Origin of the sequence: Pseudomonas sp. RA_15y_Pfl2_54 (assembly GCF_963971015.1) — a bacterium.
GTDB lineage: Bacteria > Pseudomonadota > Gammaproteobacteria > Pseudomonadales > Pseudomonadaceae > Aquipseudomonas > Aquipseudomonas baetica_A.
On sequence record NZ_CAXAPN010000004.1, the window covers coordinates 145,959 to 160,018 of the forward strand.

Below are 14,060 nucleotides of genomic sequence, written 5' to 3' on the forward strand. Positions count from 1 at the left end.
GCTTACACCTTCGACACAAGAGGACGGCCCAACAGGCCCTGCGGCCGGAAGACCAGAACAAGTACGAGCAGCGAGAAGCTGAACACGTCTTTGTAGTCGGAGTTGACCAGGCCGGAGAACAGCGACTCGGAGATCCCGAGGATGATCCCGCCGAGCATCGCACCGGGCAATGAACCGATCCCGCCAAGCACCGCGGCGGTGAACGCCTTGATGCCGATGATGAAACCGGCATAGAAGTCGAACGTGCCGTAGTTCATGGTGATCAGTACGCCCGCCAGCGCCGCCATGGCCGCACCGATGATGAACACGTAGGAAATCACCCGGTCGGTGTTGATCCCCAGGATCGAAGCCATCTTGCGGTCTTGTTGGGTCGCGCGGCACATACGACCGAGTTTGGTGTACTTGATCACGTAGGTCAGCAGGCCCATGCCCACGAACGCCGCGACCAGAATGAAGATCTTGGTGTAAGTCAGTTGCACGAAGCCGGTGCCGATGTCGACACGCAAGGCACCGGTCAGCAGGGTCGGCACGCCTTGTTGCTTCGCGCCTTGGGCGATCTGTGCATAGTTTTGCAGGATCAGGGAAATACCGATGGCGCTGATCAGCGGTGCCAGTCGGGTGGAGTTACGCAGGGGTTTGTAGGCTACACGCTCGATGACCCAGCCATAGACCGCCGTGACGACGATGGTGAAGATCAGCGTGCCGAGCATCAGCAGTGGGAAGGATTCGATACCGAAGTAAGCCAGCAGAGCCAGACTGATTGCCGCCAGGTAAGCGGAAATCATGTAAACCTCGCCGTGGGCGAAGTTGATCATGCCAATGATGCCGTAGACCATTGTGTAGCCGATGGCGATCAGGCCATAGACCGACCCGAGGGTCAGGCCGTTGACCAGTTGCTGCAGGAAAATACCATCCATAACGCAATCTCACGCAGTGAGAACCTGCACACCTGAGGCGTGCGGCTCTTCTAGGGAAAATACAGATTTACGTCGGAGCAATGTCAGAGCGCGATTTACCTATCGCCACCGCCCCCTGTGGGAGCGGGCTTGCCCGCTCCCACAGGGGTTTATGGCGTTCAGGTGATCGCGTCAGCCCTTACTTCTGTTTTTCCAGCTGGTGGTATTTGCCGTCCTTGTCCCACTCGTAAACCACGTAGTCGGAGACTTTCAGGTCGCCCTTGGCGTCCCAGGATTTCTCGCCCATGACGGTCTTGACCGGGTTTTTCTTCAGCCATACAGCCGCTTTTTCGCCGTCGTTGGACTTGGCGCCGTTGAAGGCAGCAGCCAGGGCTTGTACAGAGGCGTAAGCGTAGAGGGTGTAGCCTTCAGGCTCGGTGCCGGCCTTGCGGAACGCATCGACGACCGCCTTGCTGTCTGGCAGCAGACGCGGGTCGGCGCCGAAAGTCATCAGGACGCCATCGACGAATTGCGGGCCACCGGCGGTGGTCACCAGTTCGTCGGTCACAATGCCGTCGTCGGACATGAACTTGACGTCTTTCAAGCCCTGTTCACGCAGTTGGCGAACCAGAGGACCGGCTTCCGGGTGCAGACCACCGAAATAGACGACGTCGGCGCCAGCGCCACGGATTTTGGTCACGATGGTGCTGAAGTCTTTTTCGCCCCGGGTCAGGCCCTCGTAAAGAACCGGAGTCACGCCGCGCTTGATCAACTGAGCCTTGGTGGCGTCAGCCAGACCTTGGCCGTAGGTGTCCTTGTCGTGCAGAACAACAACTTTTTTGCCCTTGAGCACGTCGACAATGTAGTCGCCGGCGACGATGCCCTGCTGGTCGTCACGTCCGCACATACGGAACATGGCGCTCAGGCCGCGCTCGGTCACTTGCGGGTTGGTGGAGCCCGGGGTGATCGCAATAATGCCGGCTTCGTCGTAGATTTCCGACGCTGGAATGGTCGAAGAGGAGCAGAAGTGACCGACCACGCCGGCGACTTTCTGGTTGGTGAGGTCCTTGGCGACCGTCACAGCCTGCTTCGGTTCGCAGGCGTCATCGCCCTTGACCAGAACGATTTTCTCCCCGTTGACGCCACCGGCCGCGTTGACCGCATCGGCTGCCGCCTGGGCGCCCTTCATGTACTGCTCGCCAAATGCCGCGTTGGCGCCCGTCATTGGACCCGCTACGCCGATTTTGATGTCAGCCTGAGCAAACGCAGAAACACCCAACGCAGTAGCCACTGCGAGGGCCAGAAAGCCTTTCTTGTAAAACGTCTGGGACATGAGGTGGTGCTCCAAGGTTTTTTTTAGTTGGCACTGCGACTTCATTTCACTGAATGCTCAGAGCAAGGGCCGTGCCATCGGTTTTTTATTCTTCAAAAAGTCGCTGCTTTCTTGTTATTTCGACTGTTTCGTTCCCATTTTCATTGGGCGTGCAACCGTCTAAACCGCGGAAGGTGAAACCTTTTAAAATTTCAGGCGCAACCCGCGTGCGCCATCATTGCAACCGCGGCACCAAACGACGTGCAACCAGCCTGTAACCGCTCGCGTCACCGAACTGCACACTGCTGGTGCGGGACTGCTACAACCCGCACCATTACAGGCTAGTCGCTACGCGCAAAAGCGCCGCGTTACGCAACATCTTTCAACATTCAAATGACAATGCGCAGGCACTGGCCCGCGTGATACAGCGAGAATCCGGCCTCGTACAGGCAACTGCGCAACCCCGCGCCAGACAGGGGCTGCATCGGTGCAAAGGGAATCGGCAGGGCTTGAGGATTACCGTTACACAGATAGTCGGCGAAGGCTTTGCCGACCACCGTGCCCGTGGTCACACCCCGGCCGTTGTAACCGGTGACTGCCACCAGTCCCGGTGCCGGCTCGAACAGACGCATCAAGTGATCGGGCGTAAAAGCGATGCGCCCGGTCCAGGTGCACTCCCACTCGACCGGCTTCAGATTGGGGAAGTAATGCTGCTGCACCCGGTCGGCCCAGGCCTTGAGGAACCAGGTCGGTTTCTGATTGCCATTACCGAGACTGCCAAGCAATAACCGCCCGTCTTTGTCGCGGCGGATGCTGCTGAGCACTTGCCGGGTATCCCACGAGCCCTGCCCGCCCGGAAGGATCTGCTGTGCGGCGTCTTCGCTCAAAGGCACCGAGGCAACCTGATAGTAAAAACCGGGAAAGAAATTGCGCTTGAGCTCGGTCCAGTCGCCTTCGGTGTAGGCGTTGGAGGCAATGACAACCTGCTCGGCCAGCACCGAACCCTGTTCGGTCTGTACCGACCATTTCGGGCCCACACGCTCGAGACGAGTGACCGGGGAGTGATCGAACATCTGCCCGCCGAGCCCCATCACCGCATTCGCCAGCCCGGTGACATAGGCCATCGGATTAAGCGTCCCCGCGCGACGGTCGAGCAACGCAGCAGCAATTTTCTGTGTGCCGGTGGCTTGCTCGCAAGCCTTGCCGGTCAGCAATTCGACGGGGGCACCACGGCGTTTCCATTGTTGCTCACGACTGCGCAGATCCGCCTCCCCCTTGGCGTTGTGTGCCATGTGCAGGGTGCCTTCGCGGCGCAACTGGCAATCGATGTTGTACTTATCCACAAGGCTGAACACCAGCGCCGGCGCCGCACCGAGCATGCGGTTTAGCTGGCTGCCAACGGCTTCGCCGAACCCGGCTTCGATCTCGTCCGGCGGGATCCACATACCGGCGTTGACCAATCCGACGTTGCGACCGGAACCGCCGTGACCGGCGCGATGGGCTTCCAGCACGCAAACGCTCTTGCCTTTCTCCAACAGATGCAGCGCCGCCGACAACCCGGTAAACCCGGCACCGATCACGCAGACATCGACGTTGACCTCACCCTTGAGCGCGGTGTTATCGGGCCTTTGCGGCGTGAGTTTTTCCCACAGACATTCTTCGCGTAACGGCATTGCCAGACTCCAACAGAAACCTAACAAACACACTGTTCAACAATGTGGGAGCGGGCTTGCTCGCGAAAGCGGTATATCAGACAACGTCTAAGTCGACTGACCCGACACCTTCGCGAGCAAGCCCGCTCCCACAAGGGGTTATCCATCTGACTGAAGGTATCAGTCGAAGGTGATGCCCTGCGCCAACGGCAATTCCAGCGAGTAGTTCACGGTATTAGTCTGACGACGCATGTAGGCGCGCCACGCATCCGAGCCCGACTCACGACCACCGCCGGTCTCTTTCTCGCCACCAAACGCGCCGCCGATTTCCGCGCCGCTGGGGCCGATGTTGACGTTGGCGATGCCGCAGTCACTGCCGACTGCCGACATGAACTGCTCGGCCTCACGCACGTCCGTGGTGAAAATGCACGACGACAGACCTTGTGGCACCGCGTTGTTCAAACGCAGCGCTTCCTGGAAATCGCTGTAGCCAACCACATACAAGATCGGCGCGAAGGTTTCGCTGCACACCACATCACTCTGCTCCGGCATTTCAACGATGGCCGGCGAAACGTAGTAGGCGTTGGGGAATTGATCCTCCAGTTGACGCTTGCCGCCAAACACGCGACCGCCCTCGCTCAATGCCTGCTCCAGCGCATCCTGCATGTTCTCGAAACTGTGCTTGTCGATCAGCGGGCCCACCAGATTGCCTTCCAGCGGATGACCGATGCGCACTTTGGCGTAAGCCGCATTGAGGCGGGTGACGATTTCTTCTTTGACCGATTCGTGGGCGATCAAGCGACGCAGCGTGGTGCAACGCTGACCGGCAGTGCCGACCGCGCTGAACAGAATCGCGCGCACCGCCATGTCCAGATCAGCGCTTGGGCCGAGGATCATCGCGTTGTTGCCGCCCAGCTCAAGGATGCTGCGGGCGAATCGTGCAGCGACTTTCGGCGCCACTTCGCGGCCCATGCGCGTGCTACCGGTGGCGCTGATCAGCGCCACACGCGGGTCGTCGACAAGGGCTTCACCGGCGTCACGGCCACCGATGATCACCTGGCAGAGGTTCGCCGGGGCGTCAGTGAAATTCTTCACCACGCGATCAAACAGGGCCTGGCACGCCAGTGCCGTCAGCGGGGTTTTCTCCGACGGTTTCCACACCACCGGGTTACCGCAAACCAGCGCCAGCGTGGTGTTCCACGCCCACACCGCGACCGGGAAGTTGAACGCACTGATCACCCCGACCACGCCCAGCGGATGCCAGGTCTCACGCATGTGGTGGCCCGGGCGCTCGGAAGCAATGGTCAAACCGTATAACTGGCGCGACAGACCGACGGCGAAGTCGCAGATGTCGATCATCTCCTGCACTTCACCCAGGCCTTCCTGAGTAATCTTGCCGGCTTCCCACGACACCAGTTCGCCGAGATCGGTTTTGTATTCACGCAGCACTTCGCCGAATTGACGCACCAGTTCCCCGCGACGCGGCGCCGGCACCTTGCGCCACGCCTCGAACGCATGATCTGCGCGACTGATGTGCTGCTCGACTTCAGCCGCGCCTTCCCAGTTCACGGCGGCAATCCGGCTGCCGTCGATCGGCGAATGCACCGGCACTTTGCCGTTCTGATAAAGGGCCGGGTTTACACCAAGACGATCAAGCAATGCGGCAACCATGGGTCACTCCTCAAGCAAAAACTGAATGTGTGCGGCCGCTTTTTCACGACCGGGCAGGCCTTTAGTTGTAGCGTCCCAACGGCAAGGCAACAAACGACCTTTACGCGAGATATCATTCCGTTTATTCATGCTGAGCATAGAAAGACAAGAAAAGGATCCGCCATGCTGAACAAACGCCACTTGCCATCGATCACCGCGTTGCAGTGCTTCGAGGCCGTGACCCGGCACTTGAGTTTCACCCGCGCCGCCGAGGAGCTGAACCTGACGCAGAGCGCTGTCAGCAAACAGGTCGCGCAGCTTGAGGAATTGTTGCAGCACTTGTTGTTTCGTCGCGTGCGTCGCCGTTTGCAGATGACGCCCGCCGGGGATTTGTACTTGGTCGAAGTCAGAAAAATCCTCACACAGGTAGAGATGTCGACCCATTACCTGCGCTCCTACGGCGGTGAGACCGAAGTCCTGCGCGTCTCGACGCCATCGACCTTCGGCGCTCGCTGGCTGGTGCCGCGCCTGAAGGGCTGGCGTTTGCGCCATCCGTCGATTCATCTGGATCTGTGCAACGAGCAGGAAGCCGATGATTTGCTGCAAGGGCGCAGTGATCTGGCGTTCTATTTCGGCCAGAGTTCGCGGCCCGGCACTGAATCCCTGAAGCTGTTCGGCGAAGAGCTTGTGCCGGTCTGCGCGCCGGGCAGCCTGCCGCAAACACCGTTCACTGACCCGACGCAACTCACCGATCTGGTGCTGCTGCAAAATGCGTCGCGCCCACAGGCCTGGCACGACTGGTTCGACAATCAGGGTTGCCAGACCGAGCACAGCTACCACGGGCCGCGTTTCGAAACCTTTTATATGTGCATCCGCGCCGCACAAGTCGGCTGCGGTGTAGCGCTATTGCCGAGGTTTCTGGTGGAAGAGGAATTGGCCGACGGCAAACTGGTCATTCCCTGGCAGCATGCAATGCCCAGCACCGACGCCTATTACCTGGCCTACCCGGAACACTCGGCGGAAGTGCCCAAGGTGCGCGATTTTGTGAAGTGGATGCTGGAACAGATCGATAGCCCCTGATCCCATTCCCTGCGCCAGCTCCTACACGGACGGGGTCAGGCAATAACAAACAGACCGTCCACAACCTGAGCTTGAGCAAGGCGTGCGCGCAGATCGGCGTCGATAGCGCAATCATTGGCCTTGTACAACCTTACGCGCCGATAGGCATCGGCCCGATTGATTTCCTGCCCGAGATACTCCCAGACAACCCTTGAACATGAAGGAGCACGATGATCGGCTGCAGAAACCCCAAGCTTCAAACCATTGAGCCGAGTGATACAGCTTTTGAAACTTGGGATGAGGATGGTTTGGCTGATCTCGTTTGACGTCAGCGATTCATAATCGACGAAAAACAAGCGATCGCGCAGGTAATAGGCAACACCCAAATATCGATACGTCTCGAAATCATCGCCAACCCCGGCGATCTGTAAGCGCTCGTTTCGCTCATAGACAACGTCGTCACCCTCCTCCCGTACATGCACAAGCGAACACAGAATAGAGCCGGGCTCAGTCATTGCGTTGTAATACTCGTAGTAATAACCGCTGTGGGCTTTCAGCTCAGGTGAGGACTGTTCGCGCAGGTGTTCATGCATGATCCGTGATGCTCTCACCTCCCCCGAGGCCTGATTTTTATTGGCCCTAACGTCAATCAAGGCAACGAATTGCTCCGATGGCAGCGCTATTTCAAACGCTTCCACGCCAAAAAAGTCGCAGATTCGCTTGAGGTTGAAAGGTGTGGGGATGCTTTTCCCACATAGATACTTATTGAATTGCCCACGATTAATTCGAAGTTTCCTACAAACTTCCGCGACAGATCTGTAGTGACTACACAGCAGCCTCAAGTTAGCAGAAAAAAACTCGCACATAGACCGACTCAACAAAAATCAAGAGACAGCAACCATAGCAGCAACTCGCATCACATTTAAGCAACTTGCGAAATTGCATCAATTGAAATACGGCTGGATATTACGAGTCCTGAAAGGCTTCAGGACTGACAACACCATTAATTCGCCAGCACTCTAAATAGCAAGGAGCTTCGAATGCTAGACGTCATCAACGACTTTCTGTCGAGCAAGGTATTGATACCTTTGGTTCTTGGACTGGGAGTCTATTTCACTGTCCGCTCAGGATTTGTCCAGCTCAGATACTTCCCCCATATGTTCGGTATTTTGCGGGGCAGTTGGCATACCGACAGCCATCAATTGAGTTCATTTCAGGCGCTGACACTCAGCCTTGCCGGACGTGTCGGTACCGGCAATATCGTCGGGGTGGGGATTGCAGTGAGCATGGGTGGACCCGGTGCAGTGTTCTGGATGTGGATGACCGCTCTTCTGGGCATGTCGAGCAGCTTCTTCGAATGCACGTTGGGACAACTCTATAAACGTAGCGATGGCAAAGGCCTGTATCGAGGTGGGCCGTCCTGGTACATCCAGCACGGTCTGGACAAGCGCTGGCTCGGGTTGGTCGCGGCCGTGTTATTGCTGGTGACCTTTGGTTTTGCAATCAATGGTCTCGAGTCCCATGCCGTATCACACTCGCTAAAAAATGCGTTTGGCCTGCCGCCTATGTGGTCGGGGCTCGCAATTTCTTTCATGCTGGGAGCTGTCTTCGTAGGCGGGATAAAACGTATCGCGGCAGTAGCCGACCTTCTGGTTCCTATAAAGGTTCTCGCCTACGTCGGCGTAACAGCCTATGTGATCGTTCTGCAGTTCGATCAGGTTCCGGCAATGCTGATGACCATCATCAAAAGCGCATTCGGTCTGGATCAGGCGTTTGGTGGATTGGTGGGCAGCGCAATCATCATGGGTGTCAGACGCGGTGTTTTTTCCAACGAGGCAGGACTGGGCAGTGCTCCCAATGTCGCCTCAGTCGCGAAGATCGACCACCCGGTTGCACAAGGCGCGGTACAAGCACTGAGTGTGTTCATCGATACATTCGTAATCTGCACCTGTACTGCGCTCCTGATTTTGCTATCAGGGTTCTACACACCGGGATTTGAAGGTGACGGGATTGCTCTGGCACAAAACTCGCTGGCAGCCATCGTCGGGGAATGGGGACGGATGTTTATCAGCGTGGTGCTTGCCTTATTCGTATTCACGGCAATGCTTTACAACTATTACTTGGGAGAAAACAGCCTGCGGTTCATGTTGGGTGAACCTCGAAAAATGCTGATTTTCTATCGTGTGCTGGTGTTGATATTGGTGTTCTGGGGCTCCGTCGAAGATCTGTCGACTGTTCTGGCTTTTGCAGACATCACCATGACGCTGCTGGCGCTTGTCAACCTGGTAGCCATGTTTCTGCTCTTCAACATCAGCATGCGTGTTCTGCGCGACTACGACGAACAACGCCGTGCTGGCATCAAGACGCCTGTGTTCGACCCAAGCAAATTCCTTGATCTGGATCTTGATCCTTTAGCGTGGCCGCCGCAGCACGACGGCTCAGGCACAATGATTCGTAGCGAACCCGCTCTTTCCTCAAGCGTAAGCAAACAGCCCATACAGGCTTAGACCGGGCAGGTGCAAAGCCATTAAAACAATTAATGGCTTTGCAGCAACTACACCAACACACTGCAAACATCATATCTAAAGAACTATAAACCCTTCGATCTGTCACGCCTAAAACAAACGGAAGGACTTTACCCCATGAATCATTTTTGCCCCCTAAAAGCAAATGCAACCAATAACCCTACATACTTCATAGATTCACACGCCACGCCCAACCAATTATTTGAAGATGCCTGTTTCAGAATTCGCGCCGCCACCGGACTCTTGGAGTCATTCACTTTAGTTACCATTAAAGGCACCAATGATTCTGACTTTTATAGACTGATACTTCCGGCTTACGTATTACTTCAGGACGGCGTCGACACGCTGGAACAGATCACCTTCAAAGGCGGTGTCATTCATGTATAAAATCGTCACCCACGAAATGCTCAGAGCCGCTTTGATTAAAGCAGTTGAAATCAATTTAATACCAAAACACTCTCTATTGGCTGACTACTTAAAAAGCGGTGACCGACTTGAACAGGTCATTCAAGCCGCGCTGGAGGTGCAACCGAAAACGTATAAGTTCTGTGGGCTGAGATGTATACCATCAGAGGATCTTTCCCCTGAAAGCAAAAAAGCGCTGGCAATCCCCACCGCTGATATGCGCCACTAGCGCCACTGATTGAGCCCGCGCAACGGCGCGGCGTACCTGGAGACCCGTTATGAGCGAGAGTGTGTTTGCCGATCGCATCGTGCAGAACCTGCTCGACACCGACTTCTACAAACTGACCATGATGCAGGCGGTGCTGCACAACTACCCCAACGTCGAAGTCGAATGGGAGTTTCGTTGCCGTAACAGCGAAGATCTGCGCCCGTATCTGGCGGAGATTCGCTATCAGATCGAGCGTTTGGCCGAGCTGAGCCTGAGCGCCGATCAACTGAGTTTTCTTGAGCGCATCTCCTTCCTTAAACCGGATTTCCTGCGTTTTCTCGGGCTGTTCCGCTTCAACCTGCGTTATGTGCACACCGGCATCGAGAACGGCGAGCTGTTCATCCGCCTGCGTGGGCCGTGGCTGCATGTGATCCTTTACGAAGTGCCCCTGCTGGCCATCGTCAGCGAAGTGCGCAACCGCTATCGCTACCGCGAAACCGTGCTCGAACAAGCGCGTGAGCAGCTCTACCGCAAGTTCGACTGGCTGACCGCCAACGCCTCGGCAGACGAACTGGCGCAATTGCAGGTGGCGGATTTCGGCACCCGTCGCCGGTTCTCCTACCGCGTGCAGGAAGAAGTGGTGAACGTGCTCAAGCACGATTTCCCCGGGCGTTTCGTCGGCACCAGCAACGTGCACCTGTCCCGCGAACTGGACATGAAGCCGCTAGGCACCATGGCCCACGAATGGATCATGGCGCACCAGCAACTCGGCCCGCGGCTGATCGACAGCCAGATTGCCGCGCTCGACTGTTGGGTGCGCGAGTACCGTGGTCTGCTGGGGATCGCCCTCACCGACTGCATCACCACCGATGCCTTCCTCGGTGACTTCGACCTGTTCTTCGCCAAGCTTTTCGACGGTTTGCGCCATGATTCCGGAGATCCTGTGGTGTGGGGCGAAAAGTGCATCGCCCATTACCACAAGCTCGGTATCGACCCGATGAGCAAGACGCTGGTGTTCTCCGACAGCCTGACACTGCCCAAGTCGCTGGAGATATTCCGGGCGCTGCACGGTCGGATCAACGTGAGCTTCGGCATCGGTACCAACCTGACCTGTGACATTCCGGGTGTCGAACCGATGAGCATCGTGCTTAAAATGACCGCCTGCAACGGCCAACCGGTGGCGAAGATCTCCGACGAGCCAGGCAAGTCGCAATGCAAAGACCCGAATTTCGTCGCCTATTTGCGACATGTTTTCCAGGTTCCTGCCGATTCCAGTCCATCTAGCAAGGAGTGAATTCATGCAAGCCGTACAGCGTGAGATTGCTGAACAGCTCAAGGTCCAGCCGCCGTTCGCCAACCACCAGGCCCTTGAGGCCGAAGTTGCCCGGCGCATCACCTTTATCCAGGATTGTCTGACCCATTCCGGACTCAAGACCCTGGTGCTGGGCATCAGCGGCGGTGTCGACTCGTTGACCGCCGGTTTGATGGCACAGCGCGCCATGCGCGAGCTGCGTGAGCGCAGTGGCGACAACCGCTACAAGTTCATCGCCGTGCGCCTGCCGTACGAAACCCAGTTCGACGAACACGATGCCCAGGCCTCGGTGGATTTCATCGCCCCGGACGAGCGCCACACGGTCAATATCGGTCCGGCAGTAAAGTCGCTGGCCAGTGAAGTCGCGGCGTTTGAAGGCAAACACGCGGTGTCGGTGGATTTCGTCCTCGGCAACACCAAAGCGCGGATGAGGATGGTGGCTCAGTACACCATCGCTGGCGCGGCGCAGGGGCTGGTGATCGGCACTGACCATGCGGCGGAAGCAGTAATGGGTTTCTTCACCAAGTTCGGCGACGGTGCCTGCGACCTGGCACCGCTCAGCGGTTTGGTAAAAAACCAGGTGCGCGCGATTGCCCGCCACTTTGGTGCACCGGAGTCGCTGGTTGAGAAGGTTCCAACTGCGGATCTGGAGGACCTGTCGCCGGGCAAGCCGGACGAAGCGTCCCACGGCGTGACGTATGCCGAGATCGATGCCTTCCTGCATGGCGAGGCGGTGCGTGAAGAAGCCTTCGACATCATCGTCGCGACCTACAACAAGACCCATCACAAGCGCGTGATGCCGTTTGCGCCGTGATGTCTTGATGTCTTGATGTCTTGAGTATCAGTGAGGCGCTTTTTAAGAGCGCCTCACCTAGTAAAGGATAGAAAGCTCGCTTCGATGACAAAAGCCATCACTGAACGCTGTCACACGATATATAAAATCCAGCTCTGCGAACGCTTTCCGTTAACCACCGCTTCAAGGTAACGCTCGCCCACCGGCAGTTTTTTAAGCGTAGCCCCCCATCCCCCTGTAGGATCCGTGGTCACTTTCTCACGGAAGAGAAAATCATCTTCAATGGTTACCTCCGCTTGACGATAGGCTTTCCCATAGACAATCAATGTCCGATCAGAGGTTTTACCCCCCCGCTCAATCAGATTGCCCTTCGAATCCGTGACTTTGGTAATTTCCAGCTGATTGACTTCAACGTTATCGGTCATGGCCTTCTCCTTCTTTCTCATGTCGCACGACAAGCGCGACGCCTGGAGATTTGAACCTCGAAGTAAAACTGCGTCTACTGTCAGAACTTACAGGTTCAGTGCAGAACCCGACAAACGGTTCAGACATAAAAAAGCCGCTGTAGCGAACTACAGCGGCTCTTTGCTGACAGGTATCTCTGCAATTTACTTCAGGGTCAGGGTGCCTTTCATCATCGAGATGTGGCCCGGGAACGAGCAGAAGAAGCCGTAATCGGTGCCGGCAGCCAGTTTCGATACATCGAAGGTCAGCGAGTCTTTCTCGCCAGCGCCAATGATCTTGGTGTGCGCAATCACGCGATCATCACCTTCTTTCAGGTAGTTTTTGTCGATGCCAGCCGCCAGGCCGTCGGTAGCGATCGGCTGCATGTCGGCCACTTTGCTGATGACCAGGTTATGGCCCATCACGTTCTTCGGCAGGTTGCCGGAGTGAGTCAGTTCGACGGTGAACGTCTTGCAGCTCTTGTCGATCACGATTTCCTTGGTGTTGAAGGACATTTGATCGGTGGAGTCAACGGTGGTTTTGCACTCGGCAGCCATCAATTGGCTGCTGGCCAGCGCCAGCAGGGATACCGCAACAACTTTGGAAAACATGGTGAATCTCCAAGGCAGGGTTAACAAAAACACTAATGGTTGGAAGACTGCCTGAAATCTTCGCAAGTTCCTATGACTTGAGTCAAAAATTGTATACAACTTTCAGGCTATGAGACTCATCGAGACAATCTAACGGCCAGATCAGCCGGCAGAACCTATGATCGGCGCATCTCATTGATACGGAGTGCCAGTCATGATCTTTAACAGCCTGTTGTGCAGCCTGCTTGCCGCGTATGCCTGTGGTGCCAGCGGCACCTGCGAAACACCCCAGCGCGAAGTTTAGACCTTGGAGCGCGGCGTGCCAGCCATTACCCTGTGCGACTGATCGCCCCAGGAGAAAGGCATGTCCCTGAAATCCGTTTGTGTGTTTTGCGGTGCCAATGCTGGCACTGATCCGGCTTACACCGAAGCCGCCCAGGCCCTTGGCAGAGCCCTCGCCGAGCGCAAGTTGACGCTGGTTTATGGCGGTGGCGCCGTGGGCCTGATGGGCCTGGTGGCGGACGCCGCGCTGGCCGCCGGCGGCGAAGTCATCGGGATCATTCCGCAAAGCCTGATGGACAAGGAGATCGGCCACAAAAGCCTGACTCGCCTTGAAGTCGTCGATGGCATGCACGCCCGCAAGGCACGCATGGCTGAACTGAGCGACGCGTTTATCGCCCTGCCCGGCGGCCTCGGCACGCTGGAAGAGCTGTTTGAAGTCTGGACTTGGGGCCAACTCGGCTACCACGGCAAACCGCTGGGCCTGCTGGAAGTGAACGGCTTTTACAGCAAACTCACTGCATTTCTCGACCACATCGTCGGCGAAGGCTTCGTTCGCGGGCCACACCGTGACATGCTGCAAGTGAGCGAATCGCCACAAACGCTGCTCGATGCCCTCGATCAATGGAGGCCGACCGTCACGCCAAAGTGGGTCGACCAAAAACCCGGCTAACCGTCAGGCATCGATACAGGGCAGAATACGCGCCGCTCAACCTCACCTTCGACCCCAGAGGATCGCCCATGGCCAAACCCAATTACTCCTTCGCCAAACGTCAACGAGACCTGGAAAAGGAAAAGAAGAAAGAGGAAAAGCTTCTGCGCAAGAAACAAATGGCTGAAGAAGCAGCACTGAACCCTGACGGTGAAGTGGCGACAGATGATGATGTTGATGCACCGAAAGATCTGGCGCCAGACGCCTGAGCCGTTTGCGCAAT

Annotated in this window: 15 protein-coding genes; 8 read left to right on the top strand and 7 right to left on the bottom strand. The window is 56.8% G+C overall.

Features of this window, described 5'->3' with window-relative positions; all coding sequences use genetic code 11:
- Nucleotides 1-2: 2 nt before the first annotated feature.
- The 4 genes from AACY50_RS04535 to amaB form a co-directional block, all read right to left on the bottom strand.
- The gene (locus tag AACY50_RS04535) at nucleotides 3-917 is read right to left on the bottom strand and encodes an ABC transporter permease subunit (protein WP_221733065.1); all 915 of its coding nucleotides are present in this window, start codon (nucleotides 915-917) and stop codon (nucleotides 3-5) included.
- Between the two features lie 178 nt (nucleotides 918-1,095).
- Nucleotides 1,096-2,229, bottom strand: coding sequence for an ABC transporter substrate-binding protein (locus AACY50_RS04540; protein ID WP_221733066.1), 1,134 nt, complete (start codon nucleotides 2,227-2,229; stop codon nucleotides 1,096-1,098).
- Between the two features lie 368 nt (nucleotides 2,230-2,597).
- A complete protein-coding gene (gene amaA, locus AACY50_RS04545) occupies nucleotides 2,598-3,881 on the bottom strand; it encodes an L-pipecolate oxidase (protein ID WP_339431791.1) in 1,284 nt (427 codons plus the stop codon).
- A gap of 159 nt (nucleotides 3,882-4,040) precedes the next feature.
- Nucleotides 4,041-5,531 (bottom strand): L-piperidine-6-carboxylate dehydrogenase, encoded by a 1,491-nt coding sequence (gene amaB / locus AACY50_RS04550; RefSeq protein ID WP_339538215.1) that lies wholly within the window; start codon nucleotides 5,529-5,531, stop codon nucleotides 4,041-4,043.
- 162 nt (nucleotides 5,532-5,693) lie between these two features.
- Between amaB and AACY50_RS04555 the strand changes: the two genes are divergently transcribed.
- Nucleotides 5,694-6,590, top strand: a complete 897-nt coding sequence (locus AACY50_RS04555; RefSeq protein ID WP_339538216.1) for a LysR family transcriptional regulator — start codon at nucleotides 5,694-5,696, stop codon at nucleotides 6,588-6,590.
- 35 nt (nucleotides 6,591-6,625) lie between these two features.
- On the opposite strand, the gene AACY50_RS04560 is transcribed toward AACY50_RS04555, so the two are convergent.
- The gene (locus AACY50_RS04560) at nucleotides 6,626-7,435 is read right to left on the bottom strand and encodes a helix-turn-helix domain-containing protein (protein WP_339431788.1); all 810 of its coding nucleotides are present in this window, start codon (nucleotides 7,433-7,435) and stop codon (nucleotides 6,626-6,628) included.
- 174 nt (nucleotides 7,436-7,609) lie between these two features.
- Here AACY50_RS04560 and AACY50_RS04565 point away from each other — a divergent pair, with 174 nt between their 5' ends.
- The 5 genes from AACY50_RS04565 (at nucleotide 7,610) to nadE (ending at nucleotide 11,833) form a co-directional block, all read left to right on the top strand.
- Nucleotides 7,610-9,076, top strand: a complete 1,467-nt coding sequence (locus tag AACY50_RS04565; RefSeq protein WP_339538217.1) for an alanine/glycine:cation symporter family protein — start codon at nucleotides 7,610-7,612, stop codon at nucleotides 9,074-9,076.
- A gap of 135 nt (nucleotides 9,077-9,211) precedes the next feature.
- On the top strand, nucleotides 9,212-9,481 hold the full coding sequence (locus AACY50_RS04570; protein ID WP_339538218.1) for a hypothetical protein: 270 nt from the start codon (nucleotides 9,212-9,214) through the stop codon (nucleotides 9,479-9,481).
- On the top strand, nucleotides 9,474-9,728 hold the full coding sequence (locus AACY50_RS04575) for a hypothetical protein (RefSeq protein ID WP_339431785.1): 255 nt from the start codon (nucleotides 9,474-9,476) through the stop codon (nucleotides 9,726-9,728). Before AACY50_RS04570 ends, AACY50_RS04575 begins: the two co-directional genes overlap by 8 nt.
- A gap of 49 nt (nucleotides 9,729-9,777) precedes the next feature.
- Nucleotides 9,778-11,001, top strand: coding sequence for a nicotinate phosphoribosyltransferase (gene pncB, locus AACY50_RS04580; RefSeq protein WP_221733073.1), 1,224 nt, complete (start codon nucleotides 9,778-9,780; stop codon nucleotides 10,999-11,001).
- Nucleotides 11,002-11,005: 4 nt separating this feature from the next.
- Nucleotides 11,006-11,833: an ammonia-dependent NAD(+) synthetase gene (gene nadE, locus AACY50_RS04585; RefSeq protein WP_339431784.1), complete on the top strand. Its 828-nt coding sequence runs from the start codon at nucleotides 11,006-11,008 to the stop codon at nucleotides 11,831-11,833.
- A gap of 110 nt (nucleotides 11,834-11,943) precedes the next feature.
- On the opposite strand, the gene AACY50_RS04590 is transcribed toward nadE, so the two are convergent.
- Nucleotides 11,944-12,237 (bottom strand): hypothetical protein, encoded by a 294-nt coding sequence (locus tag AACY50_RS04590; protein ID WP_339538220.1) that lies wholly within the window; start codon nucleotides 12,235-12,237, stop codon nucleotides 11,944-11,946.
- 183 nt (nucleotides 12,238-12,420) lie between these two features.
- Nucleotides 12,421-12,867, bottom strand: a complete 447-nt coding sequence (gene azu, locus AACY50_RS04595) for an azurin (RefSeq protein ID WP_339431782.1) — start codon at nucleotides 12,865-12,867, stop codon at nucleotides 12,421-12,423.
- 343 nt (nucleotides 12,868-13,210) lie between these two features.
- Here azu and AACY50_RS04600 point away from each other — a divergent pair, with 343 nt between their 5' ends.
- Together AACY50_RS04600 and AACY50_RS04605 are read left to right on the top strand one after the other, a co-directional pair.
- Complete coding sequence (locus AACY50_RS04600) at nucleotides 13,211-13,798, top strand: LOG family protein (RefSeq protein ID WP_339431781.1); 588 nt, start codon at nucleotides 13,211-13,213, stop codon at nucleotides 13,796-13,798.
- A 68-nt stretch (nucleotides 13,799-13,866) separates the two neighbouring features.
- Entirely contained in the window at nucleotides 13,867-14,046 is a 180-nt protein-coding gene (locus AACY50_RS04605; RefSeq protein ID WP_339431780.1) for a hypothetical protein, read from the top strand.
- Nucleotides 14,047-14,060: the final 14 nt, after the last annotated feature.

Bases quoted from the DNA above. Each gene is read 5' to 3' on its own strand.
- AACY50_RS04590 (WP_339538220.1), bottom strand. From the start codon at position 12,237: ATGACCGATAACGTTGAAGTCAATCAGCTGGAAATTACCAAAGTCACG.
- amaA (WP_339431791.1), bottom strand. From the start codon at position 3,881: ATGCCGTTACGCGAAGAATGTCTGTGGGAAAAACTCACGCCGCAAAGG.
- AACY50_RS04535 (WP_221733065.1), bottom strand. From the start codon at position 917: ATGGATGGTATTTTCCTGCAGCAACTGGTCAACGGCCTGACCCTCGGG.
- AACY50_RS04575 (WP_339431785.1), top strand. From the start codon at position 9,474: ATGTATAAAATCGTCACCCACGAAATGCTCAGAGCCGCTTTGATTAAA.
- AACY50_RS04565 (WP_339538217.1), top strand. From the start codon at position 7,610: ATGCTAGACGTCATCAACGACTTTCTGTCGAGCAAGGTATTGATACCT.
- AACY50_RS04600 (WP_339431781.1), top strand. From the start codon at position 13,211: ATGTCCCTGAAATCCGTTTGTGTGTTTTGCGGTGCCAATGCTGGCACT.
- azu (WP_339431782.1), bottom strand. From the start codon at position 12,867: ATGTTTTCCAAAGTTGTTGCGGTATCCCTGCTGGCGCTGGCCAGCAGC.
- nadE (WP_339431784.1), top strand. From the start codon at position 11,006: ATGCAAGCCGTACAGCGTGAGATTGCTGAACAGCTCAAGGTCCAGCCG.
- AACY50_RS04570 (WP_339538218.1), top strand. From the start codon at position 9,212: ATGAATCATTTTTGCCCCCTAAAAGCAAATGCAACCAATAACCCTACA.
- AACY50_RS04605 (WP_339431780.1), top strand. From the start codon at position 13,867: ATGGCCAAACCCAATTACTCCTTCGCCAAACGTCAACGAGACCTGGAA.
- AACY50_RS04560 (WP_339431788.1), bottom strand. From the start codon at position 7,435: ATGTGCGAGTTTTTTTCTGCTAACTTGAGGCTGCTGTGTAGTCACTAC.
- AACY50_RS04555 (WP_339538216.1), top strand. From the start codon at position 5,694: ATGCTGAACAAACGCCACTTGCCATCGATCACCGCGTTGCAGTGCTTC.
- pncB (WP_221733073.1), top strand. From the start codon at position 9,778: ATGAGCGAGAGTGTGTTTGCCGATCGCATCGTGCAGAACCTGCTCGAC.
- AACY50_RS04540 (WP_221733066.1), bottom strand. From the start codon at position 2,229: ATGTCCCAGACGTTTTACAAGAAAGGCTTTCTGGCCCTCGCAGTGGCT.
- amaB (WP_339538215.1), bottom strand. From the start codon at position 5,531: ATGGTTGCCGCATTGCTTGATCGTCTTGGTGTAAACCCGGCCCTTTAT.